Origin of the sequence: Streptosporangium sp. NPDC002524 (assembly GCF_040295985.1) — a bacterium.
In the GTDB taxonomy this organism is placed as follows: Bacteria; Actinomycetota; Actinomycetes; order Streptosporangiales; family Streptosporangiaceae; genus Streptosporangium.
On the sequence record NZ_JBEOWK010000035.1, the window covers coordinates 1 to 25,443 of the forward strand.

At 70.8% G+C, this 25,443-nt stretch carries 21 protein-coding genes; 7 read left to right on the forward strand and 14 right to left on the reverse strand.

The genetic code is table 11. The features are described from left to right. Window positions 1-180 precede the first annotated feature (180 nt). The 5 genes from ABT053_RS38570 to ABT053_RS38590 all read right to left on the reverse strand — a co-directional run bounded on the left by ABT053_RS38570 (window position 181) and on the right by ABT053_RS38590 (window position 6,756). Window positions 181-1,749, reverse strand: coding sequence for a glycoside hydrolase family 13 protein (locus ABT053_RS38570; RefSeq protein WP_350976150.1), 1,569 nt, complete (start codon window positions 1,747-1,749; stop codon window positions 181-183). Between the two features lie 40 nt (window positions 1,750-1,789). Further along, window positions 1,790-2,770, reverse strand: a complete 981-nt coding sequence (locus tag ABT053_RS38575; RefSeq protein WP_350976151.1) for a carbohydrate ABC transporter permease — start codon at window positions 2,768-2,770, stop codon at window positions 1,790-1,792. Window positions 2,771-2,786: 16 nt separating this feature from the next. Next, window positions 2,787-3,704: a carbohydrate ABC transporter permease gene (locus tag ABT053_RS38580; protein ID WP_350976152.1), complete on the reverse strand. Its 918-nt coding sequence runs from the start codon at window positions 3,702-3,704 to the stop codon at window positions 2,787-2,789. A gap of 71 nt (window positions 3,705-3,775) precedes the next feature. Further along, window positions 3,776-5,149 (reverse strand): ABC transporter substrate-binding protein, encoded by a 1,374-nt coding sequence (locus tag ABT053_RS38585; RefSeq protein ID WP_350976154.1) that lies wholly within the window; start codon window positions 5,147-5,149, stop codon window positions 3,776-3,778. 524 nt (window positions 5,150-5,673) lie between these two features. Further along, window positions 5,674-6,756, reverse strand: a complete 1,083-nt coding sequence (locus tag ABT053_RS38590) for a LacI family DNA-binding transcriptional regulator (protein ID WP_502991966.1) — start codon at window positions 6,754-6,756, stop codon at window positions 5,674-5,676. A 581-nt stretch (window positions 6,757-7,337) separates the two neighbouring features. On the opposite strand from ABT053_RS38590, the gene ABT053_RS38595 reads away from it, so the two are divergent. The 4 genes from ABT053_RS38595 (at window position 7,338) to ABT053_RS38610 (ending at window position 11,498) form a co-directional block, all read left to right on the forward strand. Then, entirely contained in the window at window positions 7,338-7,742 is a 405-nt protein-coding gene (locus tag ABT053_RS38595; RefSeq protein ID WP_350976157.1) for a hypothetical protein, read from the forward strand. Further along, window positions 7,739-9,280, forward strand: coding sequence for a multicopper oxidase family protein (locus tag ABT053_RS38600; RefSeq protein ID WP_350976159.1), 1,542 nt, complete (start codon window positions 7,739-7,741; stop codon window positions 9,278-9,280). Before ABT053_RS38595 ends, ABT053_RS38600 begins: the two co-directional genes overlap by 4 nt. 171 nt (window positions 9,281-9,451) lie before the next feature. Continuing rightward, complete coding sequence (locus tag ABT053_RS38605; protein ID WP_350976160.1) at window positions 9,452-10,828, forward strand: FAD-dependent oxidoreductase; 1,377 nt, start codon at window positions 9,452-9,454, stop codon at window positions 10,826-10,828. 382 nt (window positions 10,829-11,210) lie between these two features. Next, complete coding sequence (locus ABT053_RS38610) at window positions 11,211-11,498, forward strand: Fe-S cluster assembly protein HesB (protein WP_350976162.1); 288 nt, start codon at window positions 11,211-11,213, stop codon at window positions 11,496-11,498. Between the two features lie 194 nt (window positions 11,499-11,692). Here ABT053_RS38610 and ABT053_RS38615 read toward each other — a convergent pair whose 3' ends face one another. The 4 genes from ABT053_RS38615 to ABT053_RS38630 all read right to left on the reverse strand — a co-directional run bounded on the left by ABT053_RS38615 (window position 11,693) and on the right by ABT053_RS38630 (window position 16,845). Next, a complete protein-coding gene (locus tag ABT053_RS38615; RefSeq protein WP_350976164.1) occupies window positions 11,693-12,166 on the reverse strand; it encodes a hemerythrin domain-containing protein in 474 nt (157 codons plus the stop codon). A 31-nt stretch (window positions 12,167-12,197) separates the two neighbouring features. Continuing rightward, window positions 12,198-13,379 carry a zinc-dependent alcohol dehydrogenase gene (locus ABT053_RS38620; RefSeq protein WP_350976166.1) on the reverse strand — a complete coding sequence of 394 codons (1,182 nt, stop codon included), beginning with the start codon at window positions 13,377-13,379 and terminating at the stop codon, window positions 12,198-12,200. 21 nt (window positions 13,380-13,400) lie between these two features. Next, the gene (locus tag ABT053_RS38625; RefSeq protein WP_350976168.1) at window positions 13,401-14,348 is read right to left on the reverse strand and encodes a TIGR03557 family F420-dependent LLM class oxidoreductase; all 948 of its coding nucleotides are present in this window, start codon (window positions 14,346-14,348) and stop codon (window positions 13,401-13,403) included. A gap of 196 nt (window positions 14,349-14,544) precedes the next feature. Then, window positions 14,545-16,845, reverse strand: coding sequence for a phosphoketolase family protein (locus ABT053_RS38630; RefSeq protein ID WP_350976170.1), 2,301 nt, complete (start codon window positions 16,843-16,845; stop codon window positions 14,545-14,547). 212 nt (window positions 16,846-17,057) lie between these two features. Here ABT053_RS38630 and ABT053_RS38635 point away from each other — a divergent pair, with 212 nt between their 5' ends. From ABT053_RS38635 to ABT053_RS38645, 3 genes are read left to right on the forward strand one after another with little or no spacing between them, the layout of a single operon-like run. Next, on the forward strand, window positions 17,058-17,867 hold the full coding sequence (locus ABT053_RS38635) for a fumarylacetoacetate hydrolase family protein (protein WP_350976172.1): 810 nt from the start codon (window positions 17,058-17,060) through the stop codon (window positions 17,865-17,867). Between the two features lie 3 nt (window positions 17,868-17,870). After that, complete coding sequence (locus ABT053_RS38640; protein ID WP_350976174.1) at window positions 17,871-19,088, forward strand: DUF3500 domain-containing protein; 1,218 nt, start codon at window positions 17,871-17,873, stop codon at window positions 19,086-19,088. Window positions 19,089-19,116: 28 nt separating this feature from the next. Continuing rightward, window positions 19,117-20,304, forward strand: coding sequence for an FAD-dependent monooxygenase (locus ABT053_RS38645; RefSeq protein ID WP_350976175.1), 1,188 nt, complete (start codon window positions 19,117-19,119; stop codon window positions 20,302-20,304). On the opposite strand, the gene ABT053_RS38650 is transcribed toward ABT053_RS38645, so the two are convergent. The 5 genes from ABT053_RS38650 to ABT053_RS38670 all read right to left on the reverse strand — a co-directional run bounded on the left by ABT053_RS38650 (window position 20,268) and on the right by ABT053_RS38670 (window position 25,431). After that, window positions 20,268-20,510 carry a DUF5999 family protein gene (locus tag ABT053_RS38650; RefSeq protein ID WP_350976177.1) on the reverse strand — a complete coding sequence of 81 codons (243 nt, stop codon included), beginning with the start codon at window positions 20,508-20,510 and terminating at the stop codon, window positions 20,268-20,270. The two genes, ABT053_RS38645 and ABT053_RS38650, sit on opposite strands and share 37 nt — an antisense overlap. 114 nt (window positions 20,511-20,624) lie before the next feature. Further along, window positions 20,625-21,611: an ABC transporter permease gene (locus ABT053_RS38655; protein WP_350976179.1), complete on the reverse strand. Its 987-nt coding sequence runs from the start codon at window positions 21,609-21,611 to the stop codon at window positions 20,625-20,627. Beyond that, window positions 21,608-22,567: an ABC transporter permease gene (locus ABT053_RS38660; RefSeq protein ID WP_350976180.1), complete on the reverse strand. Its 960-nt coding sequence runs from the start codon at window positions 22,565-22,567 to the stop codon at window positions 21,608-21,610. The genes ABT053_RS38655 and ABT053_RS38660 overlap by 4 nt, the downstream gene beginning before the upstream one ends. 137 nt (window positions 22,568-22,704) lie before the next feature. Then, complete coding sequence (locus ABT053_RS38665; RefSeq protein WP_350976181.1) at window positions 22,705-24,267, reverse strand: sugar ABC transporter ATP-binding protein; 1,563 nt, start codon at window positions 24,265-24,267, stop codon at window positions 22,705-22,707. A gap of 84 nt (window positions 24,268-24,351) precedes the next feature. Next, window positions 24,352-25,431 (reverse strand): ABC transporter substrate-binding protein, encoded by a 1,080-nt coding sequence (locus ABT053_RS38670; RefSeq protein WP_350976183.1) that lies wholly within the window; start codon window positions 25,429-25,431, stop codon window positions 24,352-24,354. Window positions 25,432-25,443 lie beyond the last annotated feature (12 nt).

A 25,443-nucleotide genomic window follows, 5' to 3' on the forward strand; every position in this document is an offset into this window, starting at 1 on the left:
GAGCTCCTCCTTCGGGGCCGCCATGGCCTCGCGGGCCGAGGGGTAGAAGGTGGGATCGGGCTGGATGAGCGCCACGGTGAACTCCTGAACTCGTATCCGGCCGGACGGGGTCCGGCCGGTCAGGGGCGCCCAGGACCGCCGGGACACCGGCGGCCCCGAGTCGGGGATTTCCCGGGAGGGTCAGGCCGTACGGAGCCAGACGGCGGTGTCGGAGGGGAGCAGGTTCCCCTCCAGCGGGCCGCTGGCCAGCAGGACAGACTCGTGCTCGGGCAGGGAGACCGGCTCCTGGCCGAGGTTGACCACGCAGACCAGGCCCGACTCCCTGCGGAAGGCCAGCACCTCGTCCTGCGCGCCGCTCAGCCAGGTCAGCGTGCCGTCGCCGAGCAGCTCGCGGCGCAGGTGCAGCCCGGTGCGGTAGAGGGTGAACATGGACGTCGGGTTGGCGGCCTGCGCCTCGGCGGTCAGCGCCTTCCACTCCAGCGGCTGCGGCAGCCACGTCGGCCCGGCCCCGAACCCGAACGGCGGCTCGTCACCCGACCACGGCAGCGGCACCCGGCAGCCGTCGCGGCCGTGGTCGGTGCGGCCCGAGCGGATCCAGATCGGGTCCTGGCGCAGCTCGTCGGCGATGTCCTCGACCTCCGGCAGCCCCAGCTCCTCGCCCTGGTAGACGTACAGGCCGCCGGGCAGCGCCATCGCCAGCAGCGCGGCCGCCCGCGCCCTGCGCTCGCCCAGCACCGGGTCGGAGGGCATGCCGTGCTTGCGGTCGGCGTGGCTGAAGGAGGTGTCGGCCCTGCCGTACTTGGTCACCGGGCGGGTCACGTCGTGGTTGGACAATACCCAGGTGGGGGGCGCGCCCAGCGGGATGTGCGTGGCCAGGGTGAGGTCGATCGAGCAGCGCAGCGCGACCGCCTCCCAGGTGCACGCCAGAAAGTCGAAGTTGAACGCGGTGTGCATCTCGTCGGGGCGCAGGTACTGGGCGAACCGCTCCTGGTCGGGCAGCCACACCTCGCCGATCAGGATGCGGTCGTCGTACTCCTCGGCCACCCTGCGCCAGCCGCGGTAGATCTCGTGGACGCCGTCGAGGTCGGTGTAGGCCTCCTCGCCTCCCAGGCTGTCCATGTCCTTGACCAGCAGGGCGGCCGAGTCGATCCGGATGCCGTCCACGCCCCGGTCGAACCAGAACCGCAGCACGTCGTGGAACTCCTCGACGACCTCCGGGTTGTCCCAGTTGAAGTCGGGCTGCTCGGGGGCGAACAGGTGCAGGTACCACTCGCCGTCGGCGATCCGGGTCCACGCGGGGCCACCGAAGATCGACTTCCAGTCGTTGGGCGGCAGCTCGCCGTTCTCCCCCCGCCCGGCGCGGAAGTGGAAGCGCTCCCGCTCGGCGGAGCCCGGTCCGGCCTCCAGCGCCTGCAGGAACCACTTCTGCCGGTCGGAGCCGTGGTTGGGGACGATGTCGGTGATCGTCTTGATACCCAGGGCATGCGCCTCGGCGATGAACTCCTCCGCCTCGGCGAGCGTGCCGAACGATGGCTCGATGTCACGGTAGTCGGCCACGTCGTACCCACCGTCGGCCATCGGCGACGGGTACCAGGGGTTGAGCCAGATCGCGCCGACGCCCAGGTCGGAGAGGTACGGCAGGCGCGCGCGGAGTCCCGCGAGGTCGCCGACGCCGTCGCCGTTGCCGTCGGCGAAGCTCCGGAGGTAGACCTGGTAGATCGCGGCTCCCCGCCACCACGTTTCGGACATGCTGGAACAACTCCTTAGTAGTTGTCGGTGGGTGACGAGGTCAGCCCTTGAGGCTGCCGGCGGTGAGGCCGGCCATGATGCTGCGCTGGAAGATGAAGAAGACGATCATCGTCGGGATGCTCGCGATCACCAGCGCGGCGATCAGCACGTTCTGCGGCATCTGCGCCGAGAGCGAGGCGATGCCCACGCTGATCGTCATCTTCTCGCCGTCCGGCAGCACCAGCAGCGGCCAGACGAAGTCCTTCCAGACGTTGACCACGGAGAGGATGGACACCACTCCGAGGATCGGCCGGGAGACGGGCAGCACGATCGACCACAGGATGCGTGCCGGGGAGGCGCCGTCGATCTGGGCGGCCTCCAGCAGTTCCCTGGGGATCGAGTCGAAGAAACGCTTGAGCAGGAAGATGAAGAACCCGTTGGCCGCGGCGGGCAGCCAGATCACCCAGGGGGTGTTCAGCAGGTCCCAGCCGAAGATCGGCATGTCCTTGACCGTCAGGTAGGCGGGCAGCAGGATCACCATCGGCGGGATCATCAGCGTGGCCAGCATCAGGCCCAGGACCACGTTGCCCAGCACCGGCCGCAGCTTCGACAGCGCGTAGGCGGCCGAGACGTCGATGGCGAGCGTGAACAGCCAGGCGCCGCCGGCGTAGATGACGGTGTTGGTGAGGAAGGTCCCCAGCTCCAGCTGGTCCCACGCCTCGGCGTACACCCCGAAGTCGAACGACGAGGGGAAGAAGCTCGGCGGGATCTGGGCGAGCTCCTCGGAGGTCTTGAGCGCGCCGGTGACCATCCAGTAGAGCGGGAACACGAACACGGCGGTGAACAGGAGCACCACCGCGGTCAGCACGATGCGGTAGATCCACCGCCCGTGCGGGGTGGTGAGGGTGTGCGGGGAGACCAGGCTCCGGAACTCCCTGGTCGGCTCCTTGGCCTTGCGCGGCCGTCCGGACTTCTTCGCGGAGCCCCGCTCCGGCGGCCGGGCGGGAGCCGGGCGACTTGGTTGAACGGTGAGGTTCGACATCGGCTCAGCTGCCTCCTTAGCTCTGGTTGTCCCGCGACAGGCGCAGGTAGAAGGCGGAGAACACCATCAGCACGACCATGAGCATCAGCCCGAGCGCGCCTCCGGCGCCGAAGTCGCCGAAGTTGAAGGCGTACTGGTACATGAGGTAGGCGACGGTGAGCGTCGCGTTCTCCGGGCCGCCGCCGGTGAGCAGGTACGGCTCGATGAAGACCTGCATGGTCGCCACGATCTGGAGCAGCAGCATGACCAGCAGGATGAGCCTGGTCTGCGGGATCGTCACGTGCCAGACCCGCTTGAAGAGCCCGGCGCCGTCCAGCTCGGCGGCCTCGTACAGCTCGCTGGGGATGCTCTGCAGCGCGGCGAGGTAGATCAGCGTGCCGGTTCCCAGGTTCATCCAGGTGGAGACGATGACGAGGGAGATCAGCGCGGTGTCGGTGGAGTCGAGCCAGCTCAGGGCCGGCAGGTGCGCCAGCTCCAGGATCTGGTTGAACAGGCCGGCGCCCGGGTCGTAGAACCACTTGAACAGCAGCACCCCGACGGCGGGCGGCAGCATCACCGGGAGGTAGACGATGAACCGCAGGTAGGCCCGCGCGTGCCGCAGCTCGTTCAGGACGATCGCCGCGACGAACGGGACGACGTAGCCGAACACGAGCGCCAGGCCGGTGAAGGCGAGGGTGTTGAGCCACGCGTCGACGAACGCCGAGTCCTCCGTGACGGTACGGAAGTTGTCCAGGCCGACCCAGGTGGGGTCGTCGACGAAGTTCGTCTGCTGGAAGCTGAGCAGGACCTCCCTCACCATGGGGTACCAGGAGAAGAAGGCGAAACAGATCAGCGCCGCGCACAGGAACCCGTAGGCGGTCAGGTTGCGCCGCAGCCCTCGCCGGAACGCTCCTGGCTTTCGCCGCCGGGGACCTTTCACGGTCATAGTGGTCATCGGTTGACTCCCGATATCAACATGAGTGTCGGGGTGCCGGCCGACGGGCCGGCACCCCGGGTGTCAGAAGGTCAGCTCGACTTCGCCAGCACCTTGTTCGCCTTGGCCTCGGCGTCGGCGAGGAGCTTGTCGATGTCGGCGTCCTGCCTGGTCAGCACCGCCGACATGGCCACGTCGAGGATCGCGTAGAGCTCCTGCGACTTCGGCGGCTCAAGCTTGTTCTGGATGGCCGCGGAACCCTCCACGAAGGGGGTGAAGTTCTCCACGGGAACGGTGGCGTTCGCCTTGCGCAGCTCGACGATCTCCTTGCCCGGCGCGGTGTCGCCGTACAGGTCGGGGATCGGCAGGCCGACGGGACGGCCCTGCTGCTTGCTGCGGGCGTAGTTGAACTGGCCCTGGCCGGGGGTCAGCTCGTGGAAGTTCAGCCACAGCATGGCGGCCTTGATCTTCTCGGGCGTGGCCTTGGGGTTGATCATGTAGCCGTCGCCGCCGCTGAGCGAGGCCTTGGCCTCGGGCAGGGCGGTGACCCCGTAGTCCTCGAACTTGCCCTTGAAGTCGTTGTTGACGGCCTGGACGACGTCGGGGGCGCCGATCATCATGCCGAGCTTGCCGCCGCCCATCATCCGCATCAGGTCCTCCCACTGGAGGAGCTGCTTGGTGCCCATGCTGTTGTTGGTCCAGCGCATGGTCTTGAGGTTCTCCAGGACGGCCTTGCCCTCGGGGCTGTTGAAGGCCGCGGCCTTGCCGTCGGGGGTGACCATCTCGCCGCCGCGCCCGTAGAGGGAGGCGGCGAAGTGCCAGCCGCCGGTGTTGCCGGCGCTGTACTCGCCGAAACCGACGTGCCCGGGACCGAGGGCGCTGATCTTCTTGGCGGCCTCCTGCACCTCGGCCCAGGTCTTGGGCGGTGCGGCGGGGTCGAGGCCGGCCTGGGTGAAGAGCTTGCGGTTGTAGACCAGGCCCATGGAGTAGTTGTTCCTGGGCAGGCCGTAGAGCTTCTCGCCCTCCTTGAAGGTGGCGAGGACGTCGGGCCGGATGTCGTTCAGCAGCTTGATGTCGCCGACGTAGGGGGTGATGTCGGCGGCCTGGCCCGCGGCGATGATCTTCTTGATGTCGGTGAAGTAAACGTAGAAGACGTCCTCCATCGAGCCACCGGCCAGCTTCGCCTGGAAGGTGTCCGGGTTGATGCAGGGGAAGGCGTCCTTGCTGTCGATCGTGATGTGCGGGTGCAGCTTCTTGAACGCTGCCACGTCCTCGTCCCAGGCGGTCCGCTCCAGCGGGTTGCTCTTCGGCGGCTGACAGCCGACGGAGATCGTGACCGGAGCGTCGGCCCCGGCGGCACTCGGCTTGGTTTCCGCGGCCTGTGATCCGCTGTCGTCGTTGCCGCACCCGGCGGCGGTGAGCGCGATGGCTGCGGCGAGCAGCATCGAGAGCTTGGGGGATTTCATCCGAGGCACTCCTTGGCGGGTCGGTTGCGAGAAACATATAGAGGCGTGCAGGAAGTAGCAAGAGCCCGTCAATTCAGATGCAAAAAAGTGACAGTGATCGATCGGCCATCTCCCGGAAACACCTCCGCCGCACGCGGGAACCCCTTCCCACCTGGGGCTACACGCACATGACACGGAGTGGAGTCATCCACTTGCAGGAAGATGCATGATGACGTCATCTTCCTGTCGAAATTTTTAGGGACGATCGCCGGGGAGACAGGAGATCGGGGGGCGGGACGGCTCCGGGGCGCGGGTTCGGAGACGGGCGCGGAAACGGGCCCGGCCGGTAGCCGGGACCGCCTTAGGACACCCTGAACTGGGGAAACAGGAGGAGATCCGGACCCGGGAGAACGCCGGGCCGGGGCGATCGGCCCGGCGCCGAGGCCGCAGCAGGGCGGTGTCGAGGCCGCGCCGGAGCGACTTTCAAGCACCCTGAAGCGACCCCGGAGCGACTTCGAAACGGTCGCGGGACGGTCGCGGGACGGTCAGGCCGGTACGGCTCTGGGGGCCGCCGGGGCGGTGGAGGCGCGGACCACGAGCTCGGGGTCGAACAAGAGCTCGCCCCCCGGCAGGGCCGCGGTGTCGATCTGGGCGACCAGCAGGTCCACGGCCGCGCGGCCCATCGCCTCGATCGGCTGGCGCACCGTGGTCAGCGGCGGGTCGGTCCGGTTCATCATGGCCGAGTCGTCGTACCCGATCACCGAGACGTCGCGCGGCACCGCCAGCCCCTCGCGCCGGGCGGCGCGCACCGCGCCGAGCGCGAGCAGGTCGCTGCCGCAGATCAGGCCGGTGACGCCGCGCCGCACCAGCCGGGCGGCGGCGGCCTGGCCGCCCTCCATCGAGAACATGGCGTGCTCGACGAAACGCTCGCGGAAGTCCATGCCGTGCGCCCGCGCGTAGGCGGCGAACGTCTCCAGCTTGCGGCGCGACGGCATGTGGTCGGGCGGCCCGAGGAGCATGCCGACGCGCACGTGACCGAGGGCGCGCAGGTGGCCGGCCGCCATCTCGGCGGCGGTGACGTCGTCGCAGGAGACCTGGGAGAAACCGAGGTGCCCGGCCGAGGCGTTCACCAGGACGGCGGGCAGGCGCCGCTCCAGGATGCGCTCGTAGTGCTCGTGCGAGGCGTCCCCGTCGGCGTACGCGCCTCCGGCGAAGACCACGCCCGAGACGTGCTGCGCCAGCATCAGGTCGACGTAGTCGGCCTCCTGCAGCCCGCCCGAGGTGCGCGTGCACAGCACGGAGGTGAACCCCTGCTGGGCGAGCGCCCCGCCGACGACCTCGGCGAACGCGGGGAAGATCGGGTTGTGCAGGTCGGGGAAGACCAGGCCGATCAGGCGGGCGCGGTCGCGGTGCAGCCGGGTCGGGCGCTCGTAGCCGAGGGCGTCGAGCGCCGTCAGCACCGCGTCCCTGGTCGACTCGGAGACGCCGCGCCTGCCGTTGAGCACGCGACTGACCGTCGCCTCGCTCATCCCGACCCTCTTGGCCACCTCGGCAAGCCTCCGCGTCATACCCGCAAGCATACGGCGGCTTTCGCAAGTGTTTACATCCGCTTTGCGGATCGGTGTCATACCGGATCGCGAGGATGACGCGTTATGGCGGTCCGAGATGTGGGCTTCGTGCCCTGATGGAGGTGATTGCCGGACCTCACCTCGCCGTACGCGCGACCTTGCCGCGCAGCTCAACCCGCTCCGTGGCCCCGAAGGGGTCCGTCCGGCGTCACATCCACGACAGCGGGGAACAACGGTGATCGGTTCTTTGCGACATGTGGATGAAATATTGCGGCTATATGTTCGTCATCTTATGATTTTGTACCACCTGATACCGCCCTTTTGTCAAGCCTGCGGCACCCCCGGCCCTCCGAACGGATCCGCCGACGTCCGAGAGCCCTCACGCGCCGGCCGGCGTCTACTCCCCCGGTCGTACGCCCGGGCGCGATCCGCCCCTCGTACACCAGGGGAAGTACGGCCGGGCGCTTCTCCGGGGTGACGACGCCCGCGCGCCGGGCCGGGAGCCTGGACACCGAAATCCGACGGAGGTGTCCATGAGTTCCCCACCCGCTCCGACCGGCCGGGCCCGCGTGCCCGCCCCGGCAGACCCGGCAGACCCGGCAGATCAAGCGGACCGGGCAGATCAAGCAGATCAGGCCGGTGTGCCCGCCCGGACCGGTCCGGCCCGCGTGCCCGCCTGGATCGTCTGGTCCCTGCGGGTCACCGCCACCCTGCACCTGGTGACCGTGCTCGGCCAGGCGGTCATCGCCGGCATGTTCGTCACCGGGCAGGTGGACCTGCTGGCCCACCACAACCTCGGCGCCATGATCACCACGGCGCTGGTGGGCCTGCAGCTCATCGCCGCGATCACGCTGTGGCGGCCGGGACGCGGCCCGCTGTGGCCGCTCGGGGTGAGCCTGCTGCAGCTGGTGCTGGTGAACGCCCAGATCGTGCTCGGCCAGGAGCGCCAGGTCGCGATGCACATCCCGCTGGCGATGGTCGTCTTCGGCATGGCCGTGTCGATGACCGCCTGGACGTGGCGGGGACAGCGGAGGGTCGCGGCGTGATCTCCAGAAGGCGTTTCCTGGGCGGCGCGCTCGGCGTGACGGGCCTCGCCGCGGCCGGATGCGGCGCGGTGTCGGCCGAGACCGCGGGCCAGGTCCTGTCCAGCGCGCTGCCGCCGCCCAGGCCGTTCACCGTCCCGCTGCCGATCCCCGCCGTGGCGCGCCCCGCGCGGCCGGGACACTACGAGGTGGTCCAGCGCCCCGCGAAGGTGGAGATCGTTCCGGGGACGACGACCGAGGTGTGGGGGTTCGACGGCACCTTCCCCGGGCCGACCTTCCAGGTGCGGCGCGCGAGCCCCGTCACGGTCCGGGTCCGCAACGAGCTGCCCGTGCCGACCTCCACGCACCTGCACGGCGGGGTGACCCCGGCCGGCTCCGACGGCTATCCCACCGACCTGGTGGTGGCCGAGGGCCGGGGCTTCCGGCCCCCGCCCGGCGGCCACTCCCACCACGGCATGCGGGTGGACCCGTCGCAGTGGACGCTGCACCAGGGGGCGAGGGAGTACGCCTACCCGCTGGACCAGCGGGCCGCCACGCTTTGGTACCACGACCACCGGATGGACTTCACCGGCCCGCAGGTCTGGCGGGGGCTGGCCGGGTTCATGATCATCGGGGACGACGAGGACGACGCGCTGCCACTGCCCAGGGGCGAGCGGGACGTCCCGCTGATGATCTGCGACCGCGCGTTCGAGGAGGACGGCTCCTTCCGCTACCCGGCGGCCGATCCCAGCCTGCTGGTGAGCGCCGGGGTCGAGGCCGCCTACATGGAGGGGGTCGAGGGTGACGTGATCCTGGTCAACGGCGCCCCCTGGCCGGTGCTGGAGGTCTCGAACACCCGCTACCGGCTGCGGCTGCTCAACGCCTCCAACGCCCGCCGCTACCGGCTGGAGCTGACCCCCGGCGGCAGGTTCACGCAGGTCGGCAGCGACGCCGGGCTGCTGGCCGCCCCCGTCGCGCACGAGGCGATCACGATGGCCCCCGCCGAGCGGTTCGACGTGGTCGTCGACTTCTCCGCCTACCCGGTCGGCACCGAGGTGACCATGGTGAACACCCTCGGCACCGGCCGGGCACGCGACGTGATGCGCTTCCGCGTCACGCGCCGGGCCAGGGAGGACAGCGCGGTGCCGGGGCGCCTGGCGGCGGTCGAACCGGCCGTCAGGTCCTCGGCCGTCGCCTCGCGCCTCTTCGACTTCCGCAGGACCGGGCAGGGCCCCGAGGCCTCCTGGACGATCAACGGCCTGCCGTTCCGGCCCGGCGGCCCGCTGGCCCGCCCCCGGCTCGGCACCACCGAGGTCTGGCGCCTCACCAGCGACTTCCACCACCCCGTGCACGTGCACCTGGCCCACTTCCAGGTGCTCTCGCGCAACGGCCGGGCCCCGGCGGCGACGGACGGCGGCTGGAAGGACACGGTCGACGTCCGCCCGTACGAGGTGGTGGAGGTCCTGGTGCGCTTCGAGGGCTTCCGGGGGCGCTACATGATGCACTGCCACAACCTCGAACACGAGGACATGGCGATGATGGCCGACTTCGAGGTGGTCTAGGGGCATCCCGTCCCGGGCTGTACGGGGGTCTTGTCCTACGTGACAGGGAAGACCGCGCGGGTGTCCGTACGCCGGAGTCCGCGGGCGCGTACGGCGTGGCGTGCCGGTCGTTTGAGCGGGTCCCGTGGAGGAAGCCGTACCATCGGCGGTCCACAGGGGGGAACGGGAACGATGGCGGAACGACTGGTGGTGATCGGCGGCGACGCCGCGGGGATGAGCGCGGCCTCCCAGGCCCGCCGACGGCGCGGGCCGGAGGACCTGCGGATCGTCGCCTTCGAGAAGGGCGCGCACGCCTCCTACTCGGCCTGCGGGATCCCCTATCTCGTCGGCGGGGAGGTCGACGACGTGGAGGCCCTGGTCAGCCGGCGCCCGGAGGTGTTCCGCGACGAGCTGGACATCGACCTGCGGCTGCGCGCCGAGGTCGTCGAGATCGACCTGGACCGGCGCGCGGTGGCCGTACGCGACGGCCGGGGCGGCAACCCGAGCTGGGAGCCGTTCGACCAGCTCGTGGTCGCCACCGGCGCCGTGCCGGGCCGCCCGGACCTGCCGGGGGCCGACGCCGAGGGGGTGTACGGCGTGCAGACCCTCGACGACGGCGTCGCGCTGCTGCGCGCCCTGGAGGACAAGCCGCGCAGGGCGGTGGTGGTCGGCGGTGGCTACATCGGCCTGGAGATGGCCGAGGCGCTGGTACGGCGCGGGCTGGAGGTCTCCCTCGTCGACGCCGCCGAACAGCCGATGAGCACGCTCGACCCGGACATGGGCGCCCTCGTCGCCGACGCCCTGCGCGATCTGGGCGTGGAGGTGCACCTCGGCGAGCGCATGGAGGGCTTCGAGGAGACCGATGGGCGGGTGTCGGCGGTCCGCACCGAGAACCTGACCCTCCCCGCCGACCTGGTCGTCCTCGGGCTCGGCACCCGTCCGAACAGCGCGCTGGCCGAGGCCGCGGGCATCCCGGTCGGCGAGACCTCGGGGATCGTGACCGACCGGCGGATGCGGACCCCGGTGGAGGGCGTCTGGGCCGCCGGTGACTGCGTCGAGACCTTCCACCGGGTCTCCCGGCGGCCGGTCGCGATCGCGCTCGGCACCCACGCCAACAAGCAGGGACGCGTCACGGGCATCAACATCGGCGGCGGGCACGCCTCCTTCCCCGGCGTGGTGGGCACCGCGGTGTCCAAGATCTGCGAGTACGAGGTGGCGCGCACCGGCCTCACGACCGCGGCGGCGGAGAAGGCCGGGTTCGAGCCGGTCGGCGGGATCGTGGAGTCCACCACGCGCGCCGGCTACTACCCCGGCGCCCGCAAGATGAAGATCAAGACGATCGCCGACCGGGGGACGGGCCGCCTGCTGGGCGCCCAGATCGTCGGCCAGGAGGGCGCGGCGAAGCGGATCGACGCCCTGGCGGTCGCCATCTGGCACGAGATGACGGTGGAGGAGATGTCGGGGCTCGACCTGTCGTACGCTCCCCCGTTCGCCCCCGTGTGGGACCCCGTCCTGATCGCCGCGCGCAAGGCGGCCGAGCACATCGACCGGCTGGACGGGAAGGCCTGAGCCCCGGGCTTGAAGCCTGACCCGGCTGAAGGCTTGGGGCCCGGCCCGGCGGAGGGCCCGGGTCTCCGGTTCGAGGAAGGACCTGGGCTTCTAGCTCGGGGAGAGGCAGGGTCTTCGGTTCGAGGAGGGATTCGGGCCTCCGGCTCAGGGGAAAACCCGGGTTTCCGGTTCGGCGGGAAGAGCTGGGGTGCCTCTTTACCAGTCCTGGTTCACGGGGGAAACCGAGCCCGGCGGTGGGGTCGTGACGACACGCCGGGCTTCGCCAGGGTCCCGGCGCGTTCGCATGATCGATCGGGCGCGGGAAAGTTCGCGGGGATGGTTGGGCCGGATGAGAGCGGGCAAGGGCGAAGAATCCAAGTCCCGATCCCGACAAGGAGTAGCAATGCTCACATTGACGGACACGGCAGCCCAGGTAATCCGGGATCTCAGCTCGCAGGTGACGGACTCCCCCGACACCGGGGTTCGCATCTCGTCCCAGAGCGACGGCACCGGATCGCTCGTGCTCTCGATCGCGGAACACCCCGAGTCCGCCGACAGGGTGGTGGAGTCGGAAGGGGCACGAATCTTCCTCGACCCGCAGGTCGTGGACATGCTCGACGACAAGTCGCTGGACGCGGACGTCGACGAGGGTGGCGGGGTCGCCTTCCTCGTCACCGAACAGCTTCACTAGACCATCCGGGGGGCGGCCCCCGATCGAACAGCTTCACTAGACCACCCGGGGCGGCCCCCGGCACGCGGGCCCCGGTCCCTGCGAAGGGACCGGGGCCCGTACGTGTTCCCTCGGCGGCTTTTCAGGAACCGTTCCCCAGGAACAGGCTCCCCGGCGACGGCGAGGGGCCGTGCGTGAATGCCGGGACGGGCCGGTCAGGCGCGGGCGCTGCTCAGGGCGAGCGGGTCCCTCGGCGCATCGGCCTTGGCCTTCTCCATCTCCTCACCGAGCTCCTGGAGCCTCTTGCGCCCCATCGCCTCCCGCACCTGCGGGAACCACTCCTGCTCCTCCTCCTCGACGTGGTGGCGGACGTTCTCGATCAGCACCGTGACCTTGGCGTCGAACCGCTCGTCCTCGGGGTCGAGCTTGGTCAGCTCGGAGAGCATCCAGACCACCACGTGGTGCTCCTCGACGCTCTCCAGGACGTGGTCGGAGGTCTCGGGAACGCTCTCGCGGGCGGCCGGGTAGAAGATCTGCTCCTCGATGTGGGCGTGGGCGGTGAGCTCCTCGATGATCTGGTCGACGAGGTCCCGCTTCTTCTTGTACGCCCGCTCGCCCGCGCCCTCGAACTCCTTGAACAGCTTCTCGACGGTCTTGTGGTCGTCCTTGAGCAGAACGATCGCGTCCATGGTTCTCCTTCTATCGGCCTATCCGGTGTGATCAGGGGTTGAGCAGGACCTTGACGGCCCCGTCCCTCTTCTTCTGGAAGATCTCGTAGCCGTGCGGCGCCCGGTCGAGGGGGAGCCGGTGGGTGGCCAGGTCCATGACCCCGAGCGGGTCGGAGTCGTCGGTCACCAGCGGCATCAGGTCGTCGATCCAGCGCTTGACGTGGGCCTGGCCCATCCGCAGGGTGACGCCCTTGTCGAACATCCTCAGCATCGGCATCGGGTCGGCCATGCCGCCGTAGACGCCGACGACGGAGATCGTCCCGCCGCGCCGTACCGTGTCGACGGCCTGGTTGAGCGCGGCCAGCCGGTCGACGCCCGCGCTGGACATCAACGGGGCGGCGAGCGCGTCGGGCAGCAGGCCGGTGAGGGCGTGGGCGAACTTGGCGACCGGGGAGCCGTGCGCCTCCATGCCGACCGCGTCGATCACGGAGTTGGTGCCGCGCCCGCCGGTCATCTCCCTGACCGCCCCGGGGATGTCGGCGGTCACCGAGGCGTCGAGCACCTCGGCGCCGTGCCTGCGCGCCATCGCGAGCCGCTCGGGCACCCCGTCGACGCCGATGACCCGGTAGCCGAGGTGCCTGGCGATCCGGCAGGCCATCTGCCCGATCGGGCCGAGCCCGAAGACGGTGACGCTCCCGCCGTCGGGGATGTCGGCGTACGCCACCGCCTGCCAGGAGGTGGGCAGCACGTCGGACAGGTAGACGAACCGCTCGTCCGGCGGCCCCTCGGGCACCTTGATCGGGCCGAACTGCGCCTGCGGGACCCGCAGGTACTCGGCCTGCCCGCCGGGGACCTGGCCGTAGAGCCTGGTGTAGCCGAACAGGGCCGCGCCCATGCCCTGCTCGCGGACCTGGGTGGTCTCGCACTGGGCGAAGAGGTTCAGGCCGCACATGTGGCAGTGGCCGCAGGAGATGTTGAAGGGGATGACCACCCTGTCGCCCGGCTTGATGGCGGTGACCTCGGGGCCGACCTCCTCCACGACGCCCATCGGCTCGTGGCCCAGGATGTCGCCCTCGCCCATGAACGGCCCCAGGACCTCGTACAGGTGCAGGTCCGAGCCGCAGATCGCGGTGGTGGTGACCCTGATGATCGCGTCGTTCGGCTCCTTGAGCACCGGGTCGGGGACCTCCTCGACCCGTACGTCGCGTCTTCCGTGCCAGGTGAGAGCTTTCATGATCCTTCTCCTCGGGGAGTGTCAGCGAAGCCGGGGCAGGACCTCTTTGGCGTAGAAGTCGAAGAAGGCGTCCTGTTCCTGGCCGATCTGGCTGATGTAGACCTCGTCGAAGCCCGCGTCGACGTACTCCTTGATCGCCTTGAGGTGCACCTCGGGGTCGGGGCCGCAGGGGGCCCCGATCTCGTCCTCGGTCACCATCTCGGCGAGCTCCTCGAAGTGGCGGGGCAGCGGCAGCAGCTGCATGGCCTCGCCCTTGATGCCCTGGGTCGGCCAGATCCGGTGCGCGGTCCTGCGGCCGGTGGCCTCGTCGGCGGCGTGGCAGACCTTCAGCCCGCCCTGGGAGGGCTTGCCCGCGCCGCCCGCCTTGTGGAACTTCTCCACCAGCTCGGCGTTCGGGGCGGTGCAGATGTAGCCGTCGGCGATCTTCCCGGCCAGCTGCACGGCCTTGTCCCCGAAGGCGGACATGTAGACGGGCGGCGGCTCGTCGGGGAGGGTGTAGAGGCGGGCGGTGTCGACGCGGTAGTGCTCTCCCCGGTGGGTCACCAGCTTCCCGCTCCACAGCTTCCGCATGAGCTCGACCGCCTCCTCGAGCATCTCCAGCCGCTCGGAGGCCGGAGGCCAGCGCGAGTCGACGATGTGCTCGTTGAGGGCCTCGCCGGTGCCGACGCCGAGCCGGAACCGGCCGCCGGACAGCGCCGCGCTGGTGGCGGCGGCCTGCGCGACGATCGCCGGGTGGGTGCGGACCAGCGGGCAGGTGACGGCGGTGGTGATGGGCAGCGAGGTCGCCTCGGCCACCGCGCCGATCACCGACCAGACGAACGGGCTCTGGCCCTGCGCGTCCAGCCAGGGATGGAAGTGGTCGGAGATCCACAGGCTCTCGAATCCCGCCCGCTCGGCGAGCTTGGCCTGCCGTACGAGCTCCGCCGGCCCGTGTTCCTCGCTCGACAAGAAGTATCCGAACGTGGTCATTTTTCCCTCCCCGATCTTCTGAGCTGCGGCGACGTCTCCCTTACCCCGTCCGCGAAGGTCAAACGAGGGGGTGCGCGATCTCTTCCCTGACCTCCCCGGGGAAGCGGCGCGGCCCGGCGGCGGGCCCGATCGCGGCCCCTGCCCCGCGATCGGGACAGGGGTACGGGCGGGCCCTTTCGAGTACGACCGGGTCGGGTCAGGACGGCCAGGTCCAGTCGCGGATCTCGGCCGGGTCCTCGCCGTACTCGCGGGTGTGGGCGCGGGCCCGCAGCCGGGAGTCGACCATGTGCTGGCGCAGGTGCGCCGACCGCTCGGCCAGCCCGGGGACCCGGTCGACGACATCCATCACCAGGTGGAAGCGGTCGATGTCGTTGAGCATGGCCATGTCGAACGGCGTGGTCGTGGTGCCCTCCTCCTTGTAGCCGCGCACGTGGATGTTGGCGTGGCCGCTGCGGCGGTAGGTCAGGCGGTGGATCAGCCACGGGTAGCCGTGGAAGTTGAAGATGACCGGCCGGTCGGCGGTGAACAGCGCGTCGAACTCGGCGTCCGCCAGGCCGTGCGGGTGCTCGGTCGGCGGCTGCAGCCGCATCAGGTCCACCACGTTGACGACCCGGACCCTCAGCTCGGGCAGGTGCTCGCGCAGCAGGGCGGCCGCCGCCAGCGTCTCCAGGGTGGGCACGTCGCCCGCGCAGGCCAGCACCACGTCCGGTTCGGTCCCGGCGTCCGTGCTGGCCCACTCCAGCACGCCCAGGCCCCGCGTGCAGTGCGCGATCGCCTCGTCCATCGGCAGCAGGTCCAGCACCGGCTGCTTCCCGGCCACGATCACGTTCACGTAGTCGCGCGAGCGCAGGCAGTGGTCGGCCGTCGACAGCAGCGTGTTGGCGTCCGGCGGCAGGTAGACCCGTACCACCTCGGCCTTCTTGTTCATCACCACGTCCAGGAAGCCGGGGTCCTGGTGGGAGAAGCCGTTGTGGTCCTGGCGCCAGACGTGCGAGGAGAGCAGGTAGTTCAGCGAGGCGACCGGCCTGCGCCAGGGGATCTTGCGCGAGGACTCCAGCCACTTGGCGTGCTGGTTGAACATCGCGTCGATGATGTGGATGAACGCCTCGTAGCAGTTGAACAGCCCGTGGCGGCCGGTCAGCAGATAGCCCTCCAGCCAGCCCTGGCACAGGTGCTCGCTGAGCACCTCCATCACCCGGCCGCCCTGCCCCAGGTGCTCGTCGGTCTCCAGCAGCTCGGCGTCCCAGGCCCGGTCGGTGGCCTCGAAGACCGCCGACAACCGGTTGGAGGCGGTCTCGTCGGGGCCCATCAGCCGGAAGTTGTCGGGGTTGGCGGCGATGACGTCGCGCAGGAACGCGCCCAGCACCCGGGTGGGCTCGGTCGTGGCGGTGGCGGGCGATTTGACCTCGACCGCGTGCTCGCGGAAGTCGGGCAGCGCCAGCGGGCGCAGCAGCTCGCCGCCGTTGGCGTGCGGGTTGGCGCTCATCCGCAGCGGCCCCTCGGGCACCGTCCCCACGACCTCGGCCACCGGCCGCCCCTCGTCGTCGAACAGTTCCTCCGGCCGGTACGAGCGCATCCACTCCTCCAGCATCGCCAGGTGCTCGGGGTTGTCGCGCACCCCTGACAGCGGCACCTGGTGGGAGCGCCAGGTGCCCTCCACCGGCAGGCCGTCGACCTCCTTGGGCCCGGTCCACCCCTTCGGCGTCCGCAGGACGATCATCGGCGGCCGGCCGCCCTCGGCGATCTGGTCGAACACCGTCTCCAGGGTCTCGGCCATGATCTGGTGCACGGCCCCGGGGTCGTCCCCGGACACGAGGTGCGGGCGGTATCCGTATCCCTCCATGAGCTTGACCAGCTCGTCCTCGGGGATGCGGGCCAGCACGGTCGGGTTGGCGATCTTGTAGCCGTTCAGGTGCAGGATGGGCAGCACGGCGCCGTCGCGGCCGGGCGCGTGGAACTTGTTGCTGTGCCAGCTCGCCGCGAGCGGCCCGGTCTCGGCCTCCCCGTCGCCGATGACACAGGCCACCACCAGGTCCGGGTTGTCGAACGCGGCCCCGTACGCGTGGGCCAGGGAGTAGCCGAGCTCGCCGCCCTCGTGGATCGAGCCGGGCGTCTCGGGCGCCACGTGGCTGGGGATGCCGCCGGGGAAGGAGAACTGCCGGAACAACTTTTGCATCCCTACACCGTCACGAGAGATGTCCGGATATTTCTCGGTATAGGAGCCTTCCAGCCAGGCGTGCGCCACCGCGGCGGGCCCGCCGTGCCCCGGACCGGCGATGTAGATCATGTCCTGGTCGCGTCCGGCGATGATCCGGTTCAGGTGGGCGAAGCAGAAGTTCAGCCCCGGCGTGGTCCCCCAGTGCCCCAGCAGCCGGGGCTTGATGTGCTCGGCCCGCAGCGGCTCGGCCAGCAGCGGGTTGTCCAGCAGGTATATCTGGCCGACCGACAGGTAGTTGGCCGCGCGCCAATAGGCGTCGACGTGCGCGAGTGCGTCCATACATCGACAGTTCCTCAGCTGAGGCGTTCAAACCCCGCGACCCCCCGGTACGGCGAGCCCCCTCTATCGATTTGGGGCGAAATATACAAAGATCTCCGGATGAGTCTGGAGCGACGTTAAGGTGCGTTCGAGACTGCTGTGGTTCCCCTTGCCGGGAACGTCGGGAGTGAACGATGAGGTTTGTCGGGTTTCGGGATGAACGTCAGGTCCGGGTGGGCGTACTGACCGGTGATGACCGGGTGGCGCCGCTGACCGAGGTGGGCGAGTTCTACGGGGACCTGCCCGTCTGGACCGCGCGGGCGCGCGAGCTCGCCGGCGGCGAGGCGGGGTCGTACGGATACACACCGGCCGAGCTGGACCTGGCCCCGGCGGTGACCGGTTCCGCGCGGGTGGTGTGCGTCGGGCTGAACTACCGGGACCACGCCGCCGAGGGCGGTTTTCCCATCCCGGAGACACCGGCGATCTTCGGCCGGTGGACGGCGTCGCTCGCGGTCGGCGGGACGCCGGTCCCGGTGCCGCCCGACGAGCCGGGCCTGGACTGGGAGGTCGAGCTGGTCGCGGTGGTCGGCACGGAACTGCGGTGCGTGGACGAGGAGACCGCGCTCGCGGGGGTGTTCGGCTACGCGACCTTCAACGACCTGAGCGCCCGCCGGGCGCAGCGGCTCACCGCGCAGTGGACGCTCGGCAAGAACTCCGACCACAGCGGGCCGATCGGCCCCGTGGTCACCGCCGACGAGGTGGGCGACCCGGCGGACGGGCTCCGGCTGGTGACCCGGGTCAACGGCGAGGTCGTCCAGGACGGCGACACCAAGGACATGATCTTCCCGGTCGGGCGGGTGCTCGCGCACCTGAGCCGGACCATGACGCTGCGCCCCGGCGACCTGGTGGCGACCGGCACTCCCGCCGGGGTGGGACACGCGCGCACCCCGGCGCGCTTCCTGGGCCCCGGGGACGTGGTCGAGGTGGAGGTCGGCCGCCTGGGGGCGGTACGCAACCCGATCGTGGCGTGGCCGGAGAGCTGACCGATGCCGCAGACCTCGCGTTCCAGCCACGCTTCCCACGAGCGGGACTCCCCTCACGAACAAGACGCCCCTCACGAGCACGGCGCCCCTCACGAGCACGGCGCCCTTCATGGGCACGGCGACCCCGCCGGGCGGATACCGCGCTCGGGCCTTGAGGAGCGTCCCGGGGACTTCAACGTCACCCTGATCACCTTCGCCGCGATGGCGCTGTACGACGCCCTGGACGGCGAGCAGCGGGCCCGCGCGCTGCTGCCCTTCGACGACCCGGACCGCTCGAACTGGAACTTCCTGCCCGCCTCGGGACGCGCCGGGGTGCCGCTGCGGGACCTGAGCTTCGACCAGGGCGTCCTGGCGCACCGGCTGATCGCCCAGAGCTGCTCGGAGCGGGCGTACGCGCAGGTGGTGCAGGTGATCTCGCTGGAGCACGTGCTGCGCGAGCTGAACCTGGAACGGTTCGGGCACGTGGCCAGGGAGTTCCGCAACCCGGGGATGTACTTCCTGACGTTCTTCGGCCAGCCCAACCCCGACTCGGTGTGGGGGTGGCGGCTGGTCGGCCACCACCTGTCGCTGAACTTCACGGTCGTCAACCAGGACCACCTCGCGGTGACGCCGTTCCTGCTCGGCTCGGAACCGGCCCGCTTCGGCCCGTACCGGGTGCTGGGCGAGGAGGAGGACCTGGGGTTCGCGCTGCTGCGCTCGCTGGACGACGGGCGGCGGGCGCGGGCGATCATCCACCCGGTGCCCCCGGCGGACTTCGTCACCCGTACGGTGCCGAGGATCGGCGAGGTGGAGCTGCCCGACCTGCACGGGGTCGGCCGCCGCGACGCGATGATCACCGAGGCCGACCGGCAGGCCCTGCGCTACATCAGGTCGCACCCGCGCGGGATCGCCGCCGCCGACCTGACCTCCGGGCAGCGGCGCGCGTTCGACGAGCTGCTGGAGTGCTACCTCGACCGGGCCAGGCCCGGCCAGGTGGCCGCCGAGATGGACCGCGTCCGCGCCGCCGGTGACGGTGCCCTGCACTTCGCGTGGGCCGGTGCCGACGACCACGGGCTCGGCCACTACTACCGGATCCAGGGCCCGGTCACGTTGATCGAGTTCGACAACACCGAGGACGACGCCAACCACGCCCACAGCGTGTGGCGCGACCCCGCAGGCGACTTCGGCGAGGACCTGCTGATGAGACACCTCATCGAGGAGCACCGCGGTGCCGCGGGGTGAGACGCCGCCCGACGAGAGGAACCCCTGAGTGAAGATCGCCATTGTCGGAGGAGGCCTCGGCGGGCTGGCCACCGCGCTGCTGATGCGGCAGGCCGGCCTCGACGCCGTCGTGTACGAGCAGGCCGCCGAGCTGCGCGAGGTCGGCGCGGGGATCGTGGTGGGCCCCAACATGGTCCGCCCCCTGGTGCGGGCCGGGCTCGGCGAGCGGCTGGCGTCCTTCGCCGTGCCGCTGGAGACCGCCTGGGAGTTCCGGCGCTGGGAGGACGGCCGGGTGCTGTCCTCCCAGCCGATGGGCGAGGAGTGCCGGCGCCTGTACGGCACCGACTGCTACGTCGCGCACCGGGCCGACCTGCTCGACATGCTGCTGGAGGCGCTGCCCGCGGACGCGGTCAGGACCGGCCATCGGCTGGAGGTGCTGCAGCAGGACCACGACGAGACCGAGCTGGTCTTCACCGGCGCCAGCGGCGTGAAGACGACGGTCACCGCCGACGTGGTGATCGGCGCGGACGGCATCCACTCGGCCGTACGGCCCGCGATCGTCGACGAGGAGCCGCCGCGCTTCTCCGGGCTGTGCGCCTACCGGTGCCTGGTCGACGCCGAGCGGGCGCCGGAGCTGGCGCTGCGCCGGGTGCAGACGCTCTGGCTGGGTCCCGGCCGCCACTTCGTCCACTACCCGATCAGGGACAGGAAGCTGGTCAACGTCGTCGCGATCGTGCCCGCGGGCGAGTGGCGCGTCGAGTCGTGGACGGCCGACGGGCGGATCGAGGACCTGGAGCGCGAGTTCGAGACCTGGGACCCCAGACTGGGGCAGCTGATCGCCGCCGCCACCGAGACCAAGCGCTGGGCCCTGTACGACCGCGCCCCCCTGGAGCGCTGGACGTCGGGACGGGTGGCCCTGATGGGCGACGCCGCCCACTCGATGCTGCCCTTCTTCGGCCAGGGCGCCGCCCAGGCGGTCGAGGACGCGGTGGTCCTCACGAGCTGCCTGCGCGACGCCAGCCGCGAGACGGCGGCGAAGGCGCTGGCCCGCTACGAGGAGATCCGCAGGCCCCGGGCCTCGCGGGTGCAGCTGATGAGCCGGGGCCGCGAGGTGCAGAACCACCTGCCCGACGGGCCCGCCCAGCTGGAGCGCGACGCGGCCCTGGCCGGAAGCGACCCGCTGCGGCAGAGCGCCTGGCTCTACGGGCACGACCCCGAGACCGCCATCGCGGGCTGATCAGGCTTGACGGTCGCGACAGCCGTGACGGCCGGGCGGTGCGGCGGGACCGCCCGGCCGTCGGGCAGCAGCTCACCGGTGTCCTCGAAGAGCACCACCCCGTTGCAGAGCAGGCTCCAGCCCTGCTCGGGGTGGGAGGCGATCGGCCTCGCGGCCTCCCTGCCGGGCGCGTAGGCCGGGGGACACGGGGTTTCGTGCCGGCACATGGCGTACCTCACTGATCTGCACTGGTCCGCGCTGGTCCGCGGCGTCTTCCCGCAGGATGCGCCTCGGGGGACGTCCTGTCCCGGTACAAATCCGCACAGGGGTCCCCCCGGTCCTCACTCGGTCTTGCGCACCCCTCCCAGGAACCGGTGGGCGATCACCACGAGGGCGAGGAAGAGCCCGCTGACCACCTGCTGGAAGGAGGCGTTGAGGTTGCCGACCTGGTTGATCAGGTTCTGGATCACGCCGAGCAGCAGCGCCCCGGCGATCGTACCGCCGAGGGCCCCGGCTCCCCCGGTGAGCAGGGTGCCGCCGATGACGACGGCGGCGATCACATCGAGTTCCAGCCCGATGCCGAGGATCGTCACCCCCGACGACAGCCGGGCCGCGTTGAGCGCCCCGGCCAGCCCGGCCAGCAGCCCCGACATCAGGTAGACGGCGACCTTGGTGCGGGCCACCGGCACGCCCATGAGGCTGGCGGCGTCCTCGCTCCCGCCGATGGCGTAGACGTTCTGCCCGAAGCCGGTGCGCCGTAGCAGGACCATGCCCACGCCCAGCAGGACGGCGGTGACGAGCACCGGGTAGCCGACGTTCAGCACGGAGCCCTGGCCGAGCAGCGCGAAGGACGGGTCCTCGACCAGGTAGGTCGCGGCGCCCTCGTCGGAGATGGCCAGCATCAGCCCCCGCGCGGCGAGCAGCCCGGCCAGGGTGACGATGAACGGCGCCATCCCGGTCCGCGCGATGACCAGCCCGTGGACCAGGCCGAACAGCCCGGACACCGCGAGCGGCAGGGCGAGCGCGACAAGGAGCCCGTACTGGGAGCCGTACGCCGCCAGGACCCCGCCGAGCACGAAGAGCGACCCCACCGACAGGTCGATGCCGCCGGAGATGATGACGAAGGTCATGCCGATCGCGATGATCGCCAGGAACGAGGAGGAGGTGGCGATGTTGCCGACGTTCGCCACCGTGGCGAAGGAGTCGAAGGCGAGCGAGCCGACGAGCGCGAGCACGGCGAGCACGATCAGCGCGCCGTGCCCGCGGAAGATCCGCCCGGCGCGCTCGCGGGGGGACTCGGTCTCCGCCGGAACCGTGGTGAGGGTCATCGGCGCTCCCTGGCGGCGTAGACGGCGGCGAGGATGATCACGGCCTGGGCCATCTGGGTCCAGGACTGCGGCAGGTTGTGCTTGATCAGCGTGGCCTGGAGGAGCTGCATGAGCAGCGCGCCCATCACGGTCCCCAGCACGCGGACCCGGCCGCCGCTCAGCGGGGTGCCCCCCACCACCACGGCGGTGATGGCCGACAGCTCCATGAACAGGCCGAGCGAGGTGGGGTCGCTGGCCTGCAGTCGGGAGCTGGCGAGGATCCCGGCGATCGCGGCGAGCACGCCGGAGATGACGTAGACCAGCAGCAGGATGCGCCGCACCGGCAGCCCGGCCAGCTCGCTCGCCACCCGGTTGCCGCCGATCGCGACCACCTGGCGCCCGAAGGTGCTCTTGCGCACGACGAACAGCACCAGCAGGGTGAGCGCCACCGCCACCAGCACGACGTACGGCACGCCGAGCACCGACTCGCTGCCCAGCGCGGTGAGCGTGGGGTTGCCGATCTCCTTGAGCTGCGGCAGCAGCACGTTGGCCAGCCCGCGTATCCCGACGAGCAGCGCGAGCGTCGCCACGATCGGCTGCACCCCGACCACCGCGACGAGCGTGCCGCCGACGCCGCCGACGACCGCTCCCGCGAGGATCGCCATGAGCATCGCGGGCCAGGCGCCGTAGCCGAGGTAGAGCGCGATCACCGACGCCGACAGCGCCATGACGGAGCCGACCGACAGGTCGATGCCCTCGGCGCCGATGACCAGGGCCATGCCCAGGGAGACCACGACGACGGGGGCGACCTGCAGCAGCTGGGTGCGGAAGTTGCCGACCGCGAGGAAGTTGGGGGTGAAGGCGGCGTTGAACAGCACCAGGACGACGACGGCGACGTAGACGCCGTACCGCTGCAGCCACGACAGCACCTCGGCCCTGCCGGGCCGCGGGCGGGCGGCGACCGTCTCGGCCCTCATCGCGGAACCTCCACCGGCCGGGCGACCACGGACACGACGGCCTTCATCGGGGCGCCTCCACCTGTCGGGCGATGACGAACACGACGGCCTTCATCGAGGGACCTCCGCCCATCGGGCGACCAGGGACACGACGGCCTTCATCGGGGGACCTCCACCGGCCGGGCGATCATGGACATGATCGCCTCCTCGCTCACCTCGGTGCCGTGCAGCTCGCCCTGTACGGCGCCGTCGCGCAGCACCACGACCCGGTCGCAGCCCTCGACGATCTCCTCCAGGTCGGAGGAGATGAGCAGGACGGCGAGGCCGTCCACGGCCAGCTCGTCGATGAGCATCTGCACCTCGGCCTTGGCGCCGACGTCGACGCCCCGGGTGGGCTCGTCCAGCAGCAGCACCCTGGGGCTCATCGCGAGCCAGCGGGCGAGCAGCACCTTCTGCTGGTTGCCGCCGGACAGCTCGCCGACCAGCTGGCCGGGCCCCGCGGCCTTGATCCGCAGCCGTTTCATGAAGGTCTCCACGATCCTGTCGACCCGGCGGTCGGAGACGATGCCCGCCCGCGAGAGCCGGGGCAGCGCGGCCAGCGCGATGTTCTCGCGCACCGACAGGGTCGGCACGATCCCCTCGGCCTTGCGGTCCTCGGGCAGCAGGCTGATGCCGGCGCGGATCGCCGCGGAGACCGAGCCGGTGCGCAGCGGCACGCCCGCCACGACGACCTCCCCGGAGTCCACCCGCAGGGCGCCCGCGATCGCCTTGGCGGTCTCGCTGCGCCCGGCGCCGAGCAGGCCGCCCAGGCCGACGACCTCGCCGGGCCGCAGCGCCAGGGAGACGTCGTCGAGCAGGTGCCTGCGGGTGAGGCCGGTCGCGGTGAGCACCGGCGGGTCCTGCTCGTCCTGCCCGCCCTGCCCGTCCTGCCCGCCCTGGGGGTGGGAGCCGCTGAACTTGGTGGCGCCCTCGGCCCGCACCTCCGACAGCTTGCGCCCGAGCATGAGCGAGACCAGGCGCAGGCGCTCCAGCTCGGCCATCCTGCCGGTGTGGACCAGCCTGCCGTCGCGCAGCACGGTGACCCGGTCGCAGATCTGGTAGAGCTCGTCCAGCCGGTGGCTGACGTAGATCACCGAGCGGCCCTGGTCGCGCAGCCCCCTGATCACCTCGAAGAGCCTGCCGACCTCGCGCGGCTCCAGCGAGGAGGTGGGCTCGTCCATGATGACGACCTGGGCGTCGACGGAGACGGCGCGGGCCAGTGCGACCATCTGCTGGGTGCCCATGCCCAGGGAGCCGAGGGGGCGGCGGACGTCGACGTGGACGCCGTACCCCTTGAGGATCTCCCTGGCCCGCTCGTGCACGGCGCCGAAGTCGATGAGCCGGAACCGGTTCCTGGGCTCGCGCCCGAGGAACAGGTTGCGCGCCACGCTCATGGAGGGGACCAGGTTGACCTCCTGGTAGATCGTGGAGATGCCGGCCCGCCGCGCGTCGAGCGGGCTGGAGAAGCTCACCACCTCGTCGCGGTACCTCACCTGGCCCGCGTCGGCCTGGTAGACCCCGGTGAGCACTTTGATCAACGTTGACTTGCCCGCGCCGTTCTCTCCCACCAGGGCGTGCACCTCGCCCCTGCCGAGGGTGAACGACACGTGGTCCAGCGCGCGGACGCCGGGAAAGACCTTCAGCACCCCGGCTGCTTCCAGGACTCGGCCGGTCGTGGCCACAGGGCTCCTCTCCTCGGATCTCCCCGATCTCCCCGGAAGGCCCGGGGCGGCGGCGCCCCGGGCCCCGGTGACCGGGTTCGGTGGTCAGTAGGCCTCGGAGAGGGAGCTCTCCGCGTTGGACCTGTCGTACTCGCGGTCGGAGATGATGACCTTCTCGGGGATGGCCTCGCCGTCGAGGAACTTCCTGGCGGTCTCGAAGGCGAGGGCGCCGAAGCGGGGGTTGGACTCGACCACGGCGACGAGCCAGCCGTCGGCGATGGCCTGGACCGCGCCGCGGGTGCCGTCGATGGAGACGATCTGGACGTCGCCCGCCTTCTTGCCCGCGCCCTTGAGCGCCGTGACCGCGCCCAGCGCCATCTCGTCGTTCTCGGCGTAGATGCCGTCGATGTCGGGGTTGGACTGGATGAGCTGCTCGGTGACCTGCTGGCCCTTCTCGCGGGCGAACTCGCCGGTCTGCTCGAAGGTGATCTCGATGTCGGGCGCCACCTCCTTGATCCGGTCCTTGAAGCCGCTGGTCCGCTCGGTGGTGACGTTGTTGCCCGGCGCGCCGAGCAGGATGGCCACCTTGCCCTTGTTGCCCAGTGCCTTGGCCATCTGGTCGGCGGCGCGCTTGCCCTGCTCGACGAAGTCGGAGCCGATGAAGGTCAGGTAGTCCTTGCAGGGGGCGGCGTTGATCTTGCGGTCGATCGTGATGATCGGCACCTTCTTGGCCGCGGCCTGCTGCAGGACCGGCTCCCAGCCGTCGGAGTTGAGCGGGGCGATCACCAGCAGGCGCGCGCCCTGGGCGATGAGCTGCTGGACGTCGCTGATCTGCTTGGAGAACTGCGACTGCGCGTTGGTGACCTTGAGGTTGGCGATGCCGAGCTTGGCGGCCTCGTCCTTGATCGACTTCGTCTCGGCGATCCGGAAGGGGTTGGCCTCCTTCTCCGACTGGGAGAAGCCGACGACGGCGGACGTGAGGTCGAACCTCTGGGCACCGAAGGCGTCGATGGTGCACCCGGCGCCCGCGTCGGCGGACGGCGTCTGGACGACCTGGCCGCCCTGGGTGCTCGAACCGCTCGGCGAGGCGGCGATCTCCTCGCCCTTCGCGCAACCTGACGCGACGAGGGCGGCGGCGGCCAGCAGCGCGGCGACTCTTCCCGGACGACTCGTGAGCAGGGTCATGGTGCCCTCCCG